Here is a 15,231-nt window from a genome sequence, read left to right as displayed (position 1 = left end):
CAGATGAGCGAAGCAAACAAAACGTTTTATATCACAACGCCGATTTATTACCCGAGCGACAAGCTCCATATCGGCCATGCCTACACCACAGTAGCAGGCGATGCAATTGCCCGCTACAAAAGGCTGCGCGGGTATGATGTATGGTACTTGACCGGAACGGATGAGCACGGACAGAAGATTGAGCGCAAAGCACAGGAAAAGGGCAAGAGCCCGCAGCAGTTTGTTGACGACATTGTGGTGACGATCAAGGATTTATGGAAGAAGCTCGACATCTCCAATGACGATTTCATCCGGACCACGGATGAGCGGCATAAAGTGGTTGTTGAAGAAGTCTTCGACAAGCTGCTGAAGCAGGGGGATATCTACAAGGGCATGTATGAAGGCTGGTACTGTACCCCATGCGAATCCTTCTTTCTGGAGCGCCAGCTGGTTGACGGCAAATGTCCGGACTGCGGCAGGCCGGTGGAACTGGTCAAGGAAGAGAGCTATTTCTTCAAAATGAGCAATTATGTGGACAGACTGCTTGCGTATTATGAAGCAAATCCGGATTTCATTCAGCCGGAATCGCGCAAGAATGAGATGATCAATAACTTTATCAAGCCGGGTCTTGAGGATCTGGCCGTATCTCGTACAACCTATGATTGGGGCATCAAGGTCAAAGGAAATCCCAAGCATGTCATTTATGTCTGGATTGACGCTTTGCTCAATTATGTTACCGCTCTGGGCTACCTGACACCGGATTCCAGCAAATTCGAGAAGTATTGGCCGGCCGATGTGCATCTGATGAGCAAGGAGATCGTACGCTTCCATACGATCTATTGGCCGATTATTCTGATGGCGCTGGATCTCCCGCTGCCGAAGAAGGTATTTGCCCACGGCTGGCTGCTCATGAAGGATGGAAAAATGTCCAAATCCAAAGGCAACGTCGTGGATCCCGTCACGCTGATCGACCGTTACGGTCTTGATGCGCTTCGTTATTACCTGCTTCGCGAAGTGCCGTTTGGCGCTGATGGGACCTTTACGCCGGAAGGATTTGTGGAGCGGATCAATTTTGATCTGGCCAACGACCTTGGGAATTTGCTGAACCGGACTGTAGCGATGATCGAGAAATATTTTGATGGTGAAATCCCCGGCTATGAAGGGAATGTTACCGCTTTTGACGCTTCATTATCGGACCTGGCGGCTGCGACCGTCGATCAGGTGGAAGCAACCATTGAGCGGATGGAGTTCTCCGTGGCGCTCTCGTCTATCTGGCAGTTTGTCAGCCGGACGAACAAATATATTGATGAAACCCAGCCGTGGGCGCTGGCCAAGAACCCGGATAAACGCAGCGAGCTCGCTTCGGTTATGCATCATCTTGCGGAATCGCTGCGCATCATCTCCATCCTGCTGCAGCCGTTCCTGACGAATGCGCCGATCGAGATTCGCCGCCAACTGGGCATAGAGGACGGAACGCTCACAGAATGGGACAGCACGAGACAGTTTGGACTGCTGCCAGGGGGGACGAGAGTCCGGAAGGCGGGACCGATCTTCCCGCGCCTGGATGCGGCAGAAGAAACAGCGTTCATCGCTGCGGCGATGAACGGCGGGACAGCCCCGGCTGCAGTTGAAGCAGCGCCGCAGGGGCCGGATGCGCCGGCGCCGGCGGGCATTGGCGGTAGCCAATCGTCAGGGGCAGGTGTGCCAGACAAGCCGGAGGCACCTGAGCCCAAGGACGAAATTGCCATTGATGAGTTCGCCAGGGTGGAGCTGCGTGTGGCGGAGGTCATTGCGGCAGAGCCGGTGAAGAATGCCGATAAGCTGCTGAAGCTGCAGCTGGATCTCGGTTATGAGCAGCGGCAGGTCGTTTCGGGCATTGCGAAATTTTATACGCCCGAGCAGATGGTTGGCCGCAAAGTGATTTGCGTCACCAATTTGAAGCCGGTCAAGCTGCGCGGCGAAATGTCGCAGGGCATGATCCTGGCCGCTTCGCACGGCGACGAGCTGACGCTTGCGACTGTGCCGGACAATATGAAGAATGGCTCAATTGTGAAATAACGATGAACAGCAAACCGCCTGGTGCAGCCCGCGCCAGGCGGTTTGTCATTGACAGCCCTGTATCTTCGTCTATATAATCTATCAGTAATGTTTACGAATATTAGGCTTGGGGTGTCTGGAAATGATACGGATAGGATCATACTATAATAGAAGCCATATTTTGCTGTTGACCGCGGCAATCGTCTTCTTATTGACGGGCTGCACCGGATCGGGAAGCAAGCTGGTGGCGGATAAGGTCAATATTGTCACCAGCTTTTATCCGCTTTATTTTCTGGCCAAGGAGATCGGCGGCGAAGAAGCCAATGTCATCAATATGATTCCTGCCGGTGTCGAACCGCATGAGTGGAGCCCGAAGAGCCGGGATCTGGATACGGTATCCAAAGCGCAGCTGTTCTTCTATAACGGAGCGGGACTTGAAGGCTGGGTGGATGATTTTCTCAAAGGGCTGTCCAAGGACAGCAAGCTGGTTACGGTGGCTGCAAGCCGGGACATTAAGCTGATACCGGCTGGGGCAGCGGCGGATGGTCAGCATGCGGGAGAAGAAGAAGCCCATGATGACCATGAAGGCGGATTCGATCCCCATACATGGGTTAGTCCCAAATCGATGATCCTGATGGCGGGAACCGTTCGCGATCAGCTCGTGGAAGCGGACCCGAGCCATGCTCAGAAGTACGAGGGGAATTATGCGTTCCTTACGAATAAGCTTTCTGCGCTTGATCACGAGTATGAAGAGAAGCTGGCTGCCGCGGCAAGCAAGGATATCGTGGTTTCTCATCAGGCATTCGGGTATCTGGCGCGCGATTATGGTCTTAATCAGGTGGCCGTTATGGGCCTGTCGCCGGATGCGGAGCCCAAAGCGCAGGATTTGCTGAGAATTTCGAAATTTGTCAAGGAGCACGGGATCAAATATATCTTCTTTGAAGAGCTTGTTTCCGATGAGCTTGCCCGGACGCTGGCGAGAGAAGCGGACGCCGAAACGATGGTGCTGAACCCGTTGGAGGGCCTTACGCCGGAGCAAGAGAAGAAGGGCGATGACTATTTCTCGCTGATGGAGCTTAATTTGCAAAATCTTCTGCAAGCATTACAATAGTAGAAGGAGCTTACCCCGCAGCGGGATGACTGGATATTTTCCGGATCTGAAGGCGGCATTAGGCGGTATTGGGGAGTGATTAAAATGCAATTGGAACAGGGCAAACCAAGCTTTTGCCATCAGAATGTGATTGAACTGTCGAATATCTCGTTTTCCTATGAGAACAAGCCCGTGCTGGAGGATGTAAGCTTTGGCGTCCAGGAGCGGGATTTTGTAGGCCTGATCGGCTCCAATGGGGCGGGCAAGACAACGCTGCTGCGGATGATCGTCGGCCTGCTGAAGCCGGGCAGCGGCTCTATCAAGCTGTTTGGCCAACCGGTCAAGGAGTTCAAGGACTGGAGCCGTGTAGGCTATGTGCCGCAGAAAAATTCCTTTAACCCGCTTTTTCCGGCGACGGTTCGCGAAGTGGTGTTATCGGGCCTGTACAGCGGCAGCAGATTGTTCCGCAAGGTAAGCAAAGCCGATCAAATCAAATGCGATGAAGCGCTGCACGCCATGAATATAGATGATTTAGCGGCCAAACGGATCGGTCAGCTGTCAGGCGGCCAGCAGCAACGCGCATTTCTGGCAAGAGCGCTGATCAATAATCCGGCGCTGCTCATTCTGGACGAGCCTACGGTGGGCATCGACTCCGAGACGCAGCAGGATTTTTTTCATCTGATCAAGCATATGCATCAGCATCATAACATTACTTTCCTGATGGTTTCACATGATATGGAGATGATACGGTCTTATCTGGGTCAGGAGCCCAAGGGCGAGTGCGGAAAGTTGAAATTCTATGTGAAGCATTCCCATGAGCTGGAAAATTGCGGGGAAACGAATTTGACCCACAGCTTAAAGGGCCTGCGTGATTCGATGGAGAGAGGGAAAGTGGGCGTTTAGGTTGTTGGATATTGTAACAAGCGAGTTTTTTATGCGGGCTTTGGTCGGAGGCGTACTGATTGGAGTCACGGCGCCTCTGATGGGACTGTTCCTTGTGCTTCGCCGGCTGGCCATGATTGGCGATACATTGGCCCATGTATCGATTGCCGGTGTGGCGCTTGGATTTTTGATCGGCGTTTATCCGATTGGCGTTGGCCTTGTCTTCGCGCTGGCTGCAACCTTCGCCATCGAGAAGCTGCGCAAGGCGTATAAAACCTATGCGGAGCTGTCCATAGCGATTATAATGTCGGGCGGCGTGGCGTTGGCATCCTTGCTGTTTACGCTGGGCAAAGGCTTCAATGTCAGTGTCAGCGGATACTTGTTCGGAAGCATTTACACCCTCGATACGATTGATCTGGTGTTAATTGGAGTCGTTACAGTTATCGTACTTGTGGCTGTCCGCATTCATTTCAAGGAGCTGTTTCTGCTAACCTTCGATGAGGATGCCGCAGCGGTCAGCGGTCTGCCAACCCGATATTTTAACTTTATGATCAGCATTCTGACGGCGCTGGTGATCAGCGTTTCGATTAAAATTGTCGGCGCGCTGCTGGTGTCGGCGCTGCTTACCATTCCTGCGGCCTGCAGTCTTGTTATAGCCCGCAGCTTCAGGCAGTCGGTCATCGCTGTTGTGGTAATTGCGGAGCTAGCTGTCATTGGCGGGCTGCTGATCGCGGGAGTCTGGAATTTGGCTCCTGGAGGCACTATCGTGCTGCTGCTGATTGCGGTGCTGCTGCTGCTTTTAACGTTCAAAGGCAGATCTACTGCAGCATAACGACACAATTTAAATAAGAAACTGACACTGCAAAAGCCTTGGGAATACACACATTTTTATTTAAGAGAGGGCTAATTTCATGTCTGAGGTTACCATGTGGGCCGCATTCGGCGCAGGTATTGCATCGTTCATCTCCCCCTGCTGCCTGCCGCTCTATCCTTCCTACTTGTCTTACATAACGGGTGTATCGGTAAGCGATTTGCGCAGCGAGCGTCCCGGCAGGGAAGTGCGCATCCGGACGATGACCCACACGTTGTTTTTTATACTGGGTTTTTCGGTCGTTTACTACACGCTTGGATATGGCACGAATGCGTTTGCCGATTTGTTCTCCGAATACCAGACGCTGATCCGTCAATTATCGGCAGTGCTTATTATACTTATGGGCTTGTTCCTGATTGGCATTATTCAGCCGAAAGTGCTCCTGAAGGAACGGAAGATGAATATGAAGCTGGGCAAATCCAATTATTTGGCCTCTTTTATATTCGGAATCGGTTTTTCGGCAGGCTGGTCGCCCTGCACAGGCCCGATTCTGGCAAGCATTTTGCTGCTTGCCGCGTCCGAGCCCGGCACCTGGTTTGAATTAACGACCGCTTACGCCCTGGGTTTTGCGATTCCCTTCTTCGTTCTGGCTTTTTTCATCGGCTCTACACGCATCATTGTCCGTTATTCCGGTATTATGATGAAGATTGGCGGTTCGGTCATGCTGTTGATGGGACTGCTGCTGTTTACCGACCAGATGACCAAAATTACCATCTATCTGAATGGCATAACGCCGGATTGGCTCAAGTTCTAGGTGAAATAATCAATAGTGGCATCGGGAAAATGTTCAAAAATGCGCTCCGAGATAAACATGCGGAGCGCATTTGCCTGTTCATCGGGGTAAACATATTTGCCTTGACCCCAGCGGCCCCATTTATATTTGCGCTTGTCGATATCCATTTCCAGCTTGGTTTTGGGATAACGCCGCTCAATCACATTTTTGGCTGTCTTGGTGAAACGGTGCTGAATCATCTCAAAGGTCAGTCCCGCGGAAGCATCCTTGGGCAGGGCTGCGGCAAGCGAGCTCAGCAGTTCCGCATATCCTTCCTGCCAGCCTTCATACCAGATAATGGGAGCGATTATGAAGCCCAGCGGATATCCCGCCCGTGCTATCTTGCCTGCGGCCTCTATACGCTGTTCAAAACGCGATGTCGCGGGTTCAAAATGCTTGATGACATATTTGCTGTTCACGCTGAACCGGATCCGTGTATGGCCGTTGTGACGGGCGTCAAGCAGAGAGTCGACATAGTGAAACTTTGTTACGAAGCGCAGCCGGCCGTATTCTTCATCAGCCATGAACTCGATCAGCTCCCGAAGGCTTCCGGTGATCGGTTCAAGCCCTACAGGATCGGATGTGCAGGCAGCCTCGAAGCGGGTGTTCTCCGGGGCGCGCTCATCAATATATCCTTTTGCCGCCTGCATAATTTCATCCATATTCACGTAAACGCGAATATAGGGCTTGGACCCGAGCGTTGTCTGCAAATAACAGTAGTGGCAGTGTCCCATGCAGCCGGTGGCAATCGGTATGGCATACTCGGCCGAAGGCTTGGATTGGTCGAATTTAAGCGTTTTTCGGATGCCGACGACCAAGGTTCTTTTAGCAATTTTATACTGCTCCAGCTCGCTGTCGCCGGGCAGATTGGTTATCCGGTTATGCGAGGGCGTCATGCGGTAGGGAATTCCGGCTGCCGCTACCCACTCCATAATGCGTTTGCCTTTGGGGTAGTCCAGCGCGGAGGGCTCAAAATAAACCAGCTCGGGCACAAATGAAGAATGAAGGCTGTCCGTACGATCAGTCGTTGATATAGGCACAGGATTTATAAACCTCCTTTGGACGGGAATGAACAAGCCTAGTTTGCACATGCTTGACAGACAACAAACATGGAAAGTTCACCGTTACAGGTTGCGGCAGGCAGGCTGAGCAGTGTATGATACTAAGAGTAACGGACAGGCAGCCGTTGTCTGTACGGGACGATGGTGAATGGAGGTTCTTTTTGATGCCGACTCCCAGTATGGAGGATTATTTGGAGCGTATTTACAAGCTTATCGATGAAAAAGGGTATGCCCGTGTCTCGGACATAGCGGAAGGACTGGAAGTGCATCCTTCCTCGGTTACAAAAATGATTCAAAAGCTCGATAAAGATAATTATCTCATATATGAGAAATATCGCGGACTTGTTCTGACCAACAAAGGGAAGAAAATGGGCAAGCGGCTGATGGACCGCCATCAGCTGCTGGAATCTTTTTTGACGATTATCGGAGTACAGGAAGAGAATATTTACAAGGATGTGGAAGGGATCGAGCATCATCTCAGCTGGGATTCCATTACCTGCATTGAAACCCTCGTTGAATATTTCAAGCGCGATGCCAACCGGCTGGAAGAACTTAACGGAATACGCAATGATCTGGACAACGAGTAACCAAGAAACATAAAGCCGCTTCCTGCACAGGGAGCGGCTTTTTGCATGCCGCGCCTTAAGACTTGCCGTTCCCGCATATATATGTTCCAAAAGCCGACAGTTTCGAAAGACTCGTGGGCAAACAGGCATATATAGGAAGGGGCATGCAAGCTATGAAACTCATTAATGCCGTTTTTGAAGGCGGAGGGGTAAAAGGCATTTCGCTGGCCGGCGCGATTTGTGCTGCGGTCGATCAGGGAATCAGCTTCAACCGGCTGGCCGGAACGTCATCGGGTGCGATTATTGCGTCGCTGCTTGCCGCCGGCTATACATGCAGAGAGATTAAGGATTTGCTTGAAGAGACGCCTTTCCGGTCTTTTCTGAAGCGGGGGTTTTTCTATAATATTGGCGTTATCGGCCCAACGCTGCGGCTGCTGATTTATCGCGGATTTTACAGCGGGGCGGGTTTGACCCGATGGATGGAGGAGCTGCTGGCGGATAAGGGAATCCGTACATTCGGAGATTTGCCGCACTGCAAGCTGCGTATTGTCGCTTCAGATATTTCCAATGGCCGCTTGCTGGTACTGCCTGAGGATATTGTATTTTATGGACAGGAGCCGATGAAGCTGAGCATTGCGGATGCAGTACGGATGAGCGCCGGCATCCCTTATTTCTTCGATCCGATCCGGATCAGAACGAGGGAGCGTGAAAACTCTCTGTCGTCATGGGCTTATATCGTCGATGGCGGGCTTCTCAGTAATTTTCCGTTATGGATTTTTGATACGGAGCAGAGGGGGGAGGAGAAGCCGGTTCCGACCGTAGGATTTCAGATGGTAGGTAAAAATGAAACCGAACCCCATAGCATTCGGGGTCCGGTCTCCATGTTTCAAGCCATATTCGAGACGATGCTGCAGGCGCATGACGAGCGTTATATCAAGAAAAGCAATATTGAGCGTACCGTCAAAATTCCGACACTTGGCATTCGGACAACGCAATTTCATTTGTCGAAGCAGCAAAGCGACACCTTGTTTAACTCAGGCTATGATGCGGCTTCTGAATTTTTCAAGCAGGCTGCCTTGTAGGGCAGTCCGCTTAATGATACTTCGGTAAATTATCATCGTCTTTGCCGCCTTCAATAACGCGGAACGGCATGGCTTTTTTCGTTCTGGGCTTGCCTTGCTGCTGATCCCGCCGCGGGATGGTTCTGGACCGCGGCTTCGCTGCTCTTGCTCCGCCCGGGGGGAATTTATAAAGCAGGAAAATTACGCCGAACACAGCTATCGGAATAATCAGCTGGATGGGACTTGTGAATGACTGGGAGACCAATCCGATAACGACTAATGCCAGGATGATGATAAGCATTGGACTCATTTTTCGGGACATGACCTTCACCCTTTCTTTCCTAGAGACTTTTTTACAACCTCTTTAGCGTCCTCTTATAAAGGCTGAGGCTGACTGCCTTGGCGGTCCAGTTCAAGCATCCGGTTGAAGGATGCGATGGAAACCGCTACCTGATCATCGTTGGGTTCTTTGGTCGTCAGCTTTTGCAGCCATAATCCCGGATAACCCAAGTACCGGAGCACCGGAAGCTCACGCATGGAATTGGTGACGCGAAGCGCCTCATAAGAGAAGCCGAGCACAACCGGCAGAAGCAGGACCCTGATATAAATCCGCTCCCACATGGAATCCCAATGAAAGAAGGAATACACGATGACGCCGACCAGGACGGAGAACACCATGAAGCTGCTTCCGCAGCGATAATGAAGACGGGTGAACTTTTGCACATTGGCGACAGTCAATTCGACACCGGCTTCGTAAGCGCTTATCACTTTATGCTCGGCGCCGTGATATTGGAACAAACGCTTGATAAGGGGAGTCAGTGAGATAATATACAGATAACAGAGCAGGAACAGGATCTTGATTCCGCCTTCAATCAGGTTGTGTACTATTATATTCGAGAACGCACGTCCAAAGATCAACTCTTCAACGGCGGCAGGAACGACTGTGAATACAAGTTTTCCCACGATGAAGGAAATAATACCGGCGACGGCTACGCCGACGATCATGCTCAGGCTCCAGCCGCTTTTTTCCTCGGATTTGGCTTCCTTCTGCGCCTTGTCCTCCTCTTTCTCTGCAGGAAGTTCATCCTCGGCATAGGATTCCATGGAGAAATTCAAATGCTGTGAGCCTTTCGCGCTTGATTCCAAAATAGCGACGACGCCTCGCAGCAGGGGGATTTTCTTCAGCTTCTGAATCCATGTTTTTGTGGTCCGCGGCACTTCATAAAAGATAATTTCATTGTTCTTACGGCGCACTGCCGTAACGTTCGCATGTCTGCCGGCAAACATGACCCCTTCAATAACGGCTTGTCCGCCATATATATTGCGCGAATTTTGCGACAAGGGCGAATCACCATCCTTTTTTGTTTCGGCGTTTTAGCCGTTTCTCATGAAGAGCTTTATAGCTCTTATTGTACTTGATTCCGGCTGTGATTGCGAGTGGCACACATCAGCCATAAATCCCATTAATGCCAATCGTTTACCAGAGGTGGAACCGGCGCATACTACCATTTGGAAGCCGCATCGATCAACGAGAGACTGGAGTGATGTACTATGCCGGACCAAAGCTCAAGCAGCGGGGAAAACGAAGTGAAAACAGAGGGTGAACAGAAGAGGAACAAAGACGGCAATCGAACCGGAGACTACAACGGAGAACACCGGACCAATGCCTTTTTGTATTGCATGATGCTTGGTTTTTTCGCCGGACTTTTTTGGGGTCTGACCAGATGGATGTTACACTTGTTTCATTTTACCAAAGTCAATCCTGCTTTTATGGCGGATCCCTTTTTCCTGCAGACTTTTCTCAAAACAGGCTGGGGTCAGCTCGTAGGATTAGGCTGCTTTATCATTTTCTCGATGGCGGCGGCGATGATTTACAAGCTCATTCTTGGCCGTATAAGAGGACCATGGGCCGGATTATGCTACGGCTTGCTGTGGTGGGGCATCTTGTTTGCCTGGGCTGGCCCGTGGCTGCTTGTGACGCCTCCCTTCATGAAGCTGGGCGTTGACAGCATGGTCAGCGAACTGTCGGTTTTCCTGCTCTGGGGCTTGTTCATAGGCTATACAATTGCATTTGAATTCACCGACGAAGCCTCGCGGGAGCCAAGCAACGCAACCGGCAAATTGTCGAAAATGGGTTCCTGACAAGACAATCGTAAAGCAGAGGGGCAGTCTCTTCTCAAAGCAAGGGTCTTTGTGGTAAAATGGCAATTGATCTATGCGCCGGGAGGAACATCATGGCAACTATTCTAGTACTTAACGGACCCAACTTGAATATGCTCGGCATTCGCGAGCCAGCTGTATACGGTACGACGACATTGGCAGAAATCGAATCGATGGTTGCAGGATTGGCTGCGTCGATTGGTGTTGGTGTCTCGTTCTTCCAGTCGAATCATGAGGGTGCGTTGATTGATCGTATTCACGAAGCATACGGCCAAGAGGACGGTATCATTATTAATCCTGGAGCGCTGACACATTACAGCTATGCGCTCAGGGATGCCTTGAGCACCGTTGGACTTCCTGTTGTTGAGGTTCATCTGTCGAATATTCACAAACGCGAGCCGTTCCGCCACGTTTCTGTCACTGCGCCTGTCGCGCTGGGCCAAATTGCCGGATTCGGCTCACAGAGCTATGTTCTGGGCTTTAATGCACTCGTGCATCATTTGACCAAGCAGGCTTAACTGGTTCAGGCACGGTAAGCACCGCGCTAGAAGAAGGCCTGGTTTATATTTTTACATGCGGTATCTGAAAGGGTGGTATGGATGACGAACAATCGATTGGCAGGCATCAGAGGCAAGCTCTCCGCGCTTAAGGCAGACGGTATTCTCATTACCAGCGCAGCTAACCGGCGCTATCTGAGCGGGTTTACCGGCTCTGCGGGCGTTCTCCTGATAACAGAGGCGCACAGCTGGCTGATTACTGATTTTCGTTATATGACGCAGGCACCGCTTCAGGCAGCCGCATTCACAGTTGTTGAGCATGGGCTCAATATGCTGGATACCGTCAAGGAACTTGCCGCATCGGCTGCAATCCGCAAGCTTGCCTTTGAGGAAGATCATGTCGTTTACAAAGAATATGCCTCCTGGAAGCAGCAGCTTGGCAGCATTGAGCTCGTTCCGGCCGAAGGTGCAGTGGAAGCCTTGCGGCTCATCAAGGATGAGGCTGAGCTCACTGTTATGATTGAGGCGGCTGCTTTGGCTGATGATACGTACAAGCATATCCTGAGTTTTATCAAAACCGGTGTAAGCGAGCGCTCCATCGCCCTTGAGATGGAAATGTTCATGAGAAGCAAAGGGGCGACTTCTTCTTCCTTTGACACCATCGTTGCTTCAGGCGAGCGTTCGGCACTTCCGCACGGCGTCGCAAGCGAGCGGATCATTGGACGAGATGAATTTGTCAAGCTTGATTTTGGAGCGTATTATAATGGTTATTGCTCTGATTTGACCAGAACTGTGGTCATCGGTACTCCGACGGATAAGCATAAGGAGATTTATGCGATTGTTCTGGAAGCCCAGTTGACTGCGCTTGCCGGCATCAAACCGGGCATGACCGGCCGGGAAGCCGACTTGCTGGCGCGCGAGGTCATAACCAGATATGGTTATGGGGACTTCTTCGGACATGGAACGGGTCACGGGCTAGGAATGGAAATTCATGAAGCGCCAAGGCTGTCGAAGACGGGAAATGTCGTGCTGCAGCCGGGTATGACGGTTACGGTTGAGCCGGGGATTTATCTTCCGGGATTTGGCGGAGTTCGGATTGAAGATGACATTGTTATCACCGAAACCGGGAATTCGTTATTGACCTCATCTCCGAAGGAGCTTACGATTTTGGAATGAGTGCTTTACATATACGCTATAAACTCAAAAAGTGTATGCTTCCGAAGTGAGTTTTCAGCTCTTTATGAGCGATGATTCCAGAAGTAACGCTAAAAACTCGTAGGAGGAAACAAAAGTGATTTCTGTTAATGATTTTAAGACGGGTCTTACCGTTGAAGTGGAAGGCGATATTTTTACGGTTATTGATTTTCAACACGTTAAGCCAGGCAAAGGCGCTGCCTTTGTCCGCTCCAAATTGAAAAATCTCCGCAACGGCAATACCGTGGAGAGAACCTTCCGTGCAGGCGAAACGATCGGCCGCGCTATAATCGAGAATCGTGCCGTACAATATTTGTATAATTCCGGTAATGAATACTCCTTTATGGATAACGAAACTTACGATCAATTTGAGCTTGAGAAGAAGCAGCTTGAATGGGAAATCAATTTCCTCAAGGAAAACATGACCGTTAACATCACCAGTTATCAAGGTGAGATCCTTGGCATTCAACTGCCGAACAGCGTGGATCTGAAGGTCGTGGAAACCGAGCCAGGCATCAAGGGCAATACGGCACAAGGCGCTACGAAGAACGCTACTGTCGAGACCGGCCTTACGCTTCAGGTTCCCTTGTTCATTAACGAAGGCGATGTGCTGCTGATTGATACGCGCGAAGGAAAGTATGTTTCCCGCGCTTAAGCCTCTTATCACCTGATGTGATGCAAAAAAAAGGCCGTCCCGCTTCGGTTGGGGCGGTTTTTCTGTACCCAAGAAGGCTTCGTTATGATATAATTTTAATTTGTATAATTCTTAGTGCCTGGCGGGATGCGAAACGTTTTTCAAGCCCAGGCATCGCTATTATGCTGATAAGAAAAACGTTGGGAGTGAATAAGCGTTGTCGTTGATAGTTATGAAGTTCGGCGGCAGCTCCGTCGGTTCCACAGAACGGATGCAGCGTGTTGCACGGCGAATTGCCGATTACAAGGAAGCAGGCCATAAGGTGGTCGTCGTGGTCTCCGCCATGGGGGATACGACGGATGATTTGATAGATCAGGCAACAAAACTTAATGAGAGCCCCCCTGCGCGGGAGATGGATATGCTGCTTTCCACCGGAGAGCAGATTTCCGTCGCGCTTTTGTCGATGGCGATTCATAAGCTCGGACATAGCGCAAAGTCTTTTACAGGCTGGCAAGCCGGCTTCCGTACAGAGTCCGTTCATGGCAAAGCCCGTATTACGGATATACAGCCTGACCGGCTGTTCAGGGCATTGGATCAGGGCCATGCGGTTATTGTAGCCGGTTTTCAGGGAATGACCGATGACGGTGAAATTACAACCCTCGGACGCGGCGGCTCTGATACAACAGCTGTAGCATTGGCAGCTGCGATCAATGCCGATGTTTGTGAAATCTTTACCGATGTGGACGGCATTTACTCAACGGACCCGCGGATTGTAAAATGTGCCCGCAAACTGAATGAAATTTCGTATGATGAAATGCTTGAGCTCGCGAATCTGGGCGCAGCTGTCCTGCATCCGCGTGCTGTGGAATATGCCAAAAATTATAATGTGCGCTTGGTTGTTCGTTCAAGCTTTACCCAAAACGAAGGAACGAGTGTGAAAGGGGAAGCGGTCATGGAGCAAGGGATTGTCGTTCGCGGCATCGCATATGACAAAAACGTAGCCAGAATCAGTATTTTAGGCGTTGAGGACACGCCAGGCGTGCTCGCCAAAGTATTCGGCGCGCTCGCTTCAAGCGGCATCGATGTCGATATTATTGTGCAAAGCGGCGTCCAGGATGGAAAAGCCGACTTTTCCTTTACAGTCGGATTGGGCGATAAGGACCGGGCAACCGCTGTAGTAGAGGGCATCCGCGGTGAAGTGCCTTTCCGCGAGCTCGAAACGGAGGAGAATCTGGTTAAAGTCTCGATCGTCGGCGCAGGCATGGTCAGTAATCCCGGCGTTGCAGCCAAAATGTTCGAGGCGATCTACAAACTTGGCGTCAGCATCAAATTGGTCAGCACCTCGGAAATTCGCTTGTCCTGTATCATTGCAGCCGAGCCGGTACACGATGTTGTGCGGGCGCTGCACACCGCTTATGGACTGGACACAGCGGAACAGGCTTTTGTCGGGGGACCGCAAGACAGGCGCTAATGCTCCCTATATCCCTCCCTAAATCCCTCCTGAGGAGGGACCCCAAGGGCCGCCGGCCCTCTGGACACCCAGATGGGATAACGTTGGCGTTACAGAGAACCGCGTGTTAGTGTCTTTTGTGCGAGGAGCGTTTACGTCCCTTTCGGGACACACTTCCATCCTGCACTCCCGGGGTGCCTGGTGGACTTCGTCCCTGAATAACGTGGCGCTGCAGAACGCGCGGGATGCGGGTATTCATTGGGGAGTTTACTTTAGTTGAACCATCAGGATGTTATCCCTGACGGTTTGTTTGAAACATGAAGAAGGCCGCCTCGGAACGATTGGCGGCCTTCTTCATGTTATGGGGTTAGTTTTTTGTGATGGAATAAGGATGCTTGGCATTTCACACAATAACCACTATCAGGGGGTTGCTCATGAATACGCAAGAATTAACGGGATATGCATTCGCTGCTGTTATCATTTTGCTGGTGATCTGGCTGCGAAGCCGGGGGACGGGCCGCCCAATCCGCAACAGAGGAATCGGCATGCTGTTTCCGGTTCTTCTGCTGCTCATTGTATTCGGCTTCACGATCCAATCCTTGACTCATATACCTGATCATCCCTTCCGGATGCCGGCGCTGTGGGAGCTGCTGCTTGCTGGACTTCTGGGAGTGGGGCTTGGCAGCATTATGCTGTACCACACAGGTTATGAGAAACGCGAGGATGGACTCGTTTATTCCAGGCGCAACAAAAACTTTAAGTATGTGATTATCGCGGTCATAGTCATACGTATCGCTTTGTCTCAATATTTCAAGAGTCTTGATTACACGGAATTTACGATTCTGACGATGGTATTGGCTTATGTGTATGTCTGCGTTTGGCGCATCGGAAGCTTTATCAAATTCCGCCGCATATACTCCGGCAATTGAAGCATGACAGCTTTCATTCATGGATTGCTGTGAAATCAAAGGAATCAG

Annotated in this window: 16 protein-coding genes; 13 read left to right on the top strand and 3 right to left on the bottom strand. The window is 51.0% G+C overall.

The window, feature by feature from the left end:
• The first annotated feature begins 3 nt into the window (after positions 1-3).
• The 5 genes from metG (at position 4) to AC0YNV_RS10520 (ending at position 5,613) form a co-directional block, all read left to right on the top strand.
• Positions 4-2,037 carry a methionine--tRNA ligase gene (gene metG, locus AC0YNV_RS10540; RefSeq protein WP_475768077.1) on the top strand — a complete coding sequence of 678 codons (2,034 nt, stop codon included), beginning with the start codon at positions 4-6 and terminating at the stop codon, positions 2,035-2,037.
• 121 nt (positions 2,038-2,158) lie between these two features.
• Entirely contained in the window at positions 2,159-3,127 is a 969-nt protein-coding gene (locus tag AC0YNV_RS10535) for a metal ABC transporter substrate-binding protein (protein WP_475768076.1), read from the top strand.
• A gap of 84 nt (positions 3,128-3,211) precedes the next feature.
• A complete protein-coding gene (locus tag AC0YNV_RS10530; RefSeq protein ID WP_475768075.1) occupies positions 3,212-4,009 on the top strand; it encodes a metal ABC transporter ATP-binding protein in 798 nt (265 codons plus the stop codon).
• Positions 4,010-4,013: 4 nt separating this feature from the next.
• Positions 4,014-4,820, top strand: coding sequence for a metal ABC transporter permease (locus tag AC0YNV_RS10525; RefSeq protein WP_475768413.1), 807 nt, complete (start codon positions 4,014-4,016; stop codon positions 4,818-4,820).
• Positions 4,821-4,899: 79 nt separating this feature from the next.
• Positions 4,900-5,613 carry a cytochrome c biogenesis CcdA family protein gene (locus AC0YNV_RS10520; protein ID WP_210042015.1) on the top strand — a complete coding sequence of 238 codons (714 nt, stop codon included), beginning with the start codon at positions 4,900-4,902 and terminating at the stop codon, positions 5,611-5,613.
• Here AC0YNV_RS10520 and splB read toward each other — a convergent pair.
• Positions 5,610-6,671: a spore photoproduct lyase gene (splB, locus tag AC0YNV_RS10515; protein ID WP_475768074.1), complete on the bottom strand. Its 1,062-nt coding sequence runs from the start codon at positions 6,669-6,671 to the stop codon at positions 5,610-5,612. The two genes, AC0YNV_RS10520 and splB, sit on opposite strands and share 4 nt — an antisense overlap.
• 185 nt (positions 6,672-6,856) lie before the next feature.
• Between splB and mntR the strand changes: the two genes are divergently transcribed.
• Together mntR and AC0YNV_RS10505 are read left to right on the top strand one after the other, a co-directional pair.
• Entirely contained in the window at positions 6,857-7,279 is a 423-nt protein-coding gene (gene mntR / locus AC0YNV_RS10510; protein WP_210041997.1) for a transcriptional regulator MntR, read from the top strand.
• Positions 7,280-7,431: 152 nt separating this feature from the next.
• Positions 7,432-8,340 (top strand): patatin-like phospholipase family protein, encoded by a 909-nt coding sequence (locus AC0YNV_RS10505; RefSeq protein WP_475768072.1) that lies wholly within the window; start codon positions 7,432-7,434, stop codon positions 8,338-8,340.
• Between the two features lie 10 nt (positions 8,341-8,350).
• Here AC0YNV_RS10505 and AC0YNV_RS10500 read toward each other — a convergent pair whose 3' ends face one another.
• Together AC0YNV_RS10500 and AC0YNV_RS10495 are read right to left on the bottom strand one after the other, a co-directional pair.
• On the bottom strand, positions 8,351-8,641 hold the full coding sequence (locus tag AC0YNV_RS10500; protein WP_475768070.1) for a hypothetical protein: 291 nt from the start codon (positions 8,639-8,641) through the stop codon (positions 8,351-8,353).
• Positions 8,642-8,694: 53 nt separating this feature from the next.
• Positions 8,695-9,660: a DUF1385 domain-containing protein gene (locus AC0YNV_RS10495; RefSeq protein WP_379114559.1), complete on the bottom strand. Its 966-nt coding sequence runs from the start codon at positions 9,658-9,660 to the stop codon at positions 8,695-8,697.
• A gap of 210 nt (positions 9,661-9,870) precedes the next feature.
• Between AC0YNV_RS10495 and AC0YNV_RS10490 the strand changes: the two genes are divergently transcribed.
• From AC0YNV_RS10490 to AC0YNV_RS10465, 6 genes are all read left to right on the top strand, one after another.
• Complete coding sequence (locus AC0YNV_RS10490; protein ID WP_475768068.1) at positions 9,871-10,461, top strand: YqhR family membrane protein; 591 nt, start codon at positions 9,871-9,873, stop codon at positions 10,459-10,461.
• A 92-nt stretch (positions 10,462-10,553) separates the two neighbouring features.
• Positions 10,554-10,997, top strand: a complete 444-nt coding sequence (gene aroQ, locus AC0YNV_RS10485) for a type II 3-dehydroquinate dehydratase (RefSeq protein ID WP_475768066.1) — start codon at positions 10,554-10,556, stop codon at positions 10,995-10,997.
• An 81-nt stretch (positions 10,998-11,078) separates the two neighbouring features.
• The gene (locus AC0YNV_RS10480; RefSeq protein ID WP_475768064.1) at positions 11,079-12,152 is read left to right on the top strand and encodes a M24 family metallopeptidase; all 1,074 of its coding nucleotides are present in this window, start codon (positions 11,079-11,081) and stop codon (positions 12,150-12,152) included.
• A gap of 115 nt (positions 12,153-12,267) precedes the next feature.
• Positions 12,268-12,825, top strand: a complete 558-nt coding sequence (gene efp / locus AC0YNV_RS10475; protein ID WP_210041977.1) for an elongation factor P — start codon at positions 12,268-12,270, stop codon at positions 12,823-12,825.
• A 196-nt stretch (positions 12,826-13,021) separates the two neighbouring features.
• A complete protein-coding gene (locus tag AC0YNV_RS10470) occupies positions 13,022-14,275 on the top strand; it encodes an aspartate kinase (RefSeq protein WP_210041975.1) in 1,254 nt (417 codons plus the stop codon).
• A gap of 413 nt (positions 14,276-14,688) precedes the next feature.
• On the top strand, positions 14,689-15,183 hold the full coding sequence (locus tag AC0YNV_RS10465) for a CcdC protein domain-containing protein (protein WP_475768061.1): 495 nt from the start codon (positions 14,689-14,691) through the stop codon (positions 15,181-15,183).
• Positions 15,184-15,231 lie beyond the last annotated feature (48 nt).

The organism is Paenibacillus sp. JT31N11 (assembly GCF_056269285.1).
The sequence above is the reverse complement of the archived record's forward strand: the minus strand, read 5'-3'. Positions and strand labels throughout refer to the sequence as shown.

What these genes read in the sequence shown, in the direction of transcription:
- metG (WP_475768077.1), top strand. Translation starts at nt 4, where the DNA reads ATGAGCGAAGCAAACAAAACGTTTTATATCACAACGCCGATTTATTAC.
- AC0YNV_RS10535 (WP_475768076.1), top strand. Translation starts at nt 2,159, where the DNA reads ATGATACGGATAGGATCATACTATAATAGAAGCCATATTTTGCTGTTG.
- AC0YNV_RS10530 (WP_475768075.1), top strand. Translation starts at nt 3,212, where the DNA reads ATGCAATTGGAACAGGGCAAACCAAGCTTTTGCCATCAGAATGTGATT.
- AC0YNV_RS10520 (WP_210042015.1), top strand. Translation starts at nt 4,900, where the DNA reads ATGTCTGAGGTTACCATGTGGGCCGCATTCGGCGCAGGTATTGCATCG.
- mntR (WP_210041997.1), top strand. Translation starts at nt 6,857, where the DNA reads ATGCCGACTCCCAGTATGGAGGATTATTTGGAGCGTATTTACAAGCTT.
- AC0YNV_RS10505 (WP_475768072.1), top strand. Translation starts at nt 7,432, where the DNA reads ATGAAACTCATTAATGCCGTTTTTGAAGGCGGAGGGGTAAAAGGCATT.
- AC0YNV_RS10500 (WP_475768070.1), bottom strand. Translation starts at nt 8,641, where the DNA reads ATGTCCCGAAAAATGAGTCCAATGCTTATCATCATCCTGGCATTAGTC.
- AC0YNV_RS10490 (WP_475768068.1), top strand. Translation starts at nt 9,871, where the DNA reads ATGCCGGACCAAAGCTCAAGCAGCGGGGAAAACGAAGTGAAAACAGAG.
- aroQ (WP_475768066.1), top strand. Translation starts at nt 10,554, where the DNA reads ATGGCAACTATTCTAGTACTTAACGGACCCAACTTGAATATGCTCGGC.
- AC0YNV_RS10480 (WP_475768064.1), top strand. Translation starts at nt 11,079, where the DNA reads ATGACGAACAATCGATTGGCAGGCATCAGAGGCAAGCTCTCCGCGCTT.
- AC0YNV_RS10465 (WP_475768061.1), top strand. Translation starts at nt 14,689, where the DNA reads ATGAATACGCAAGAATTAACGGGATATGCATTCGCTGCTGTTATCATT.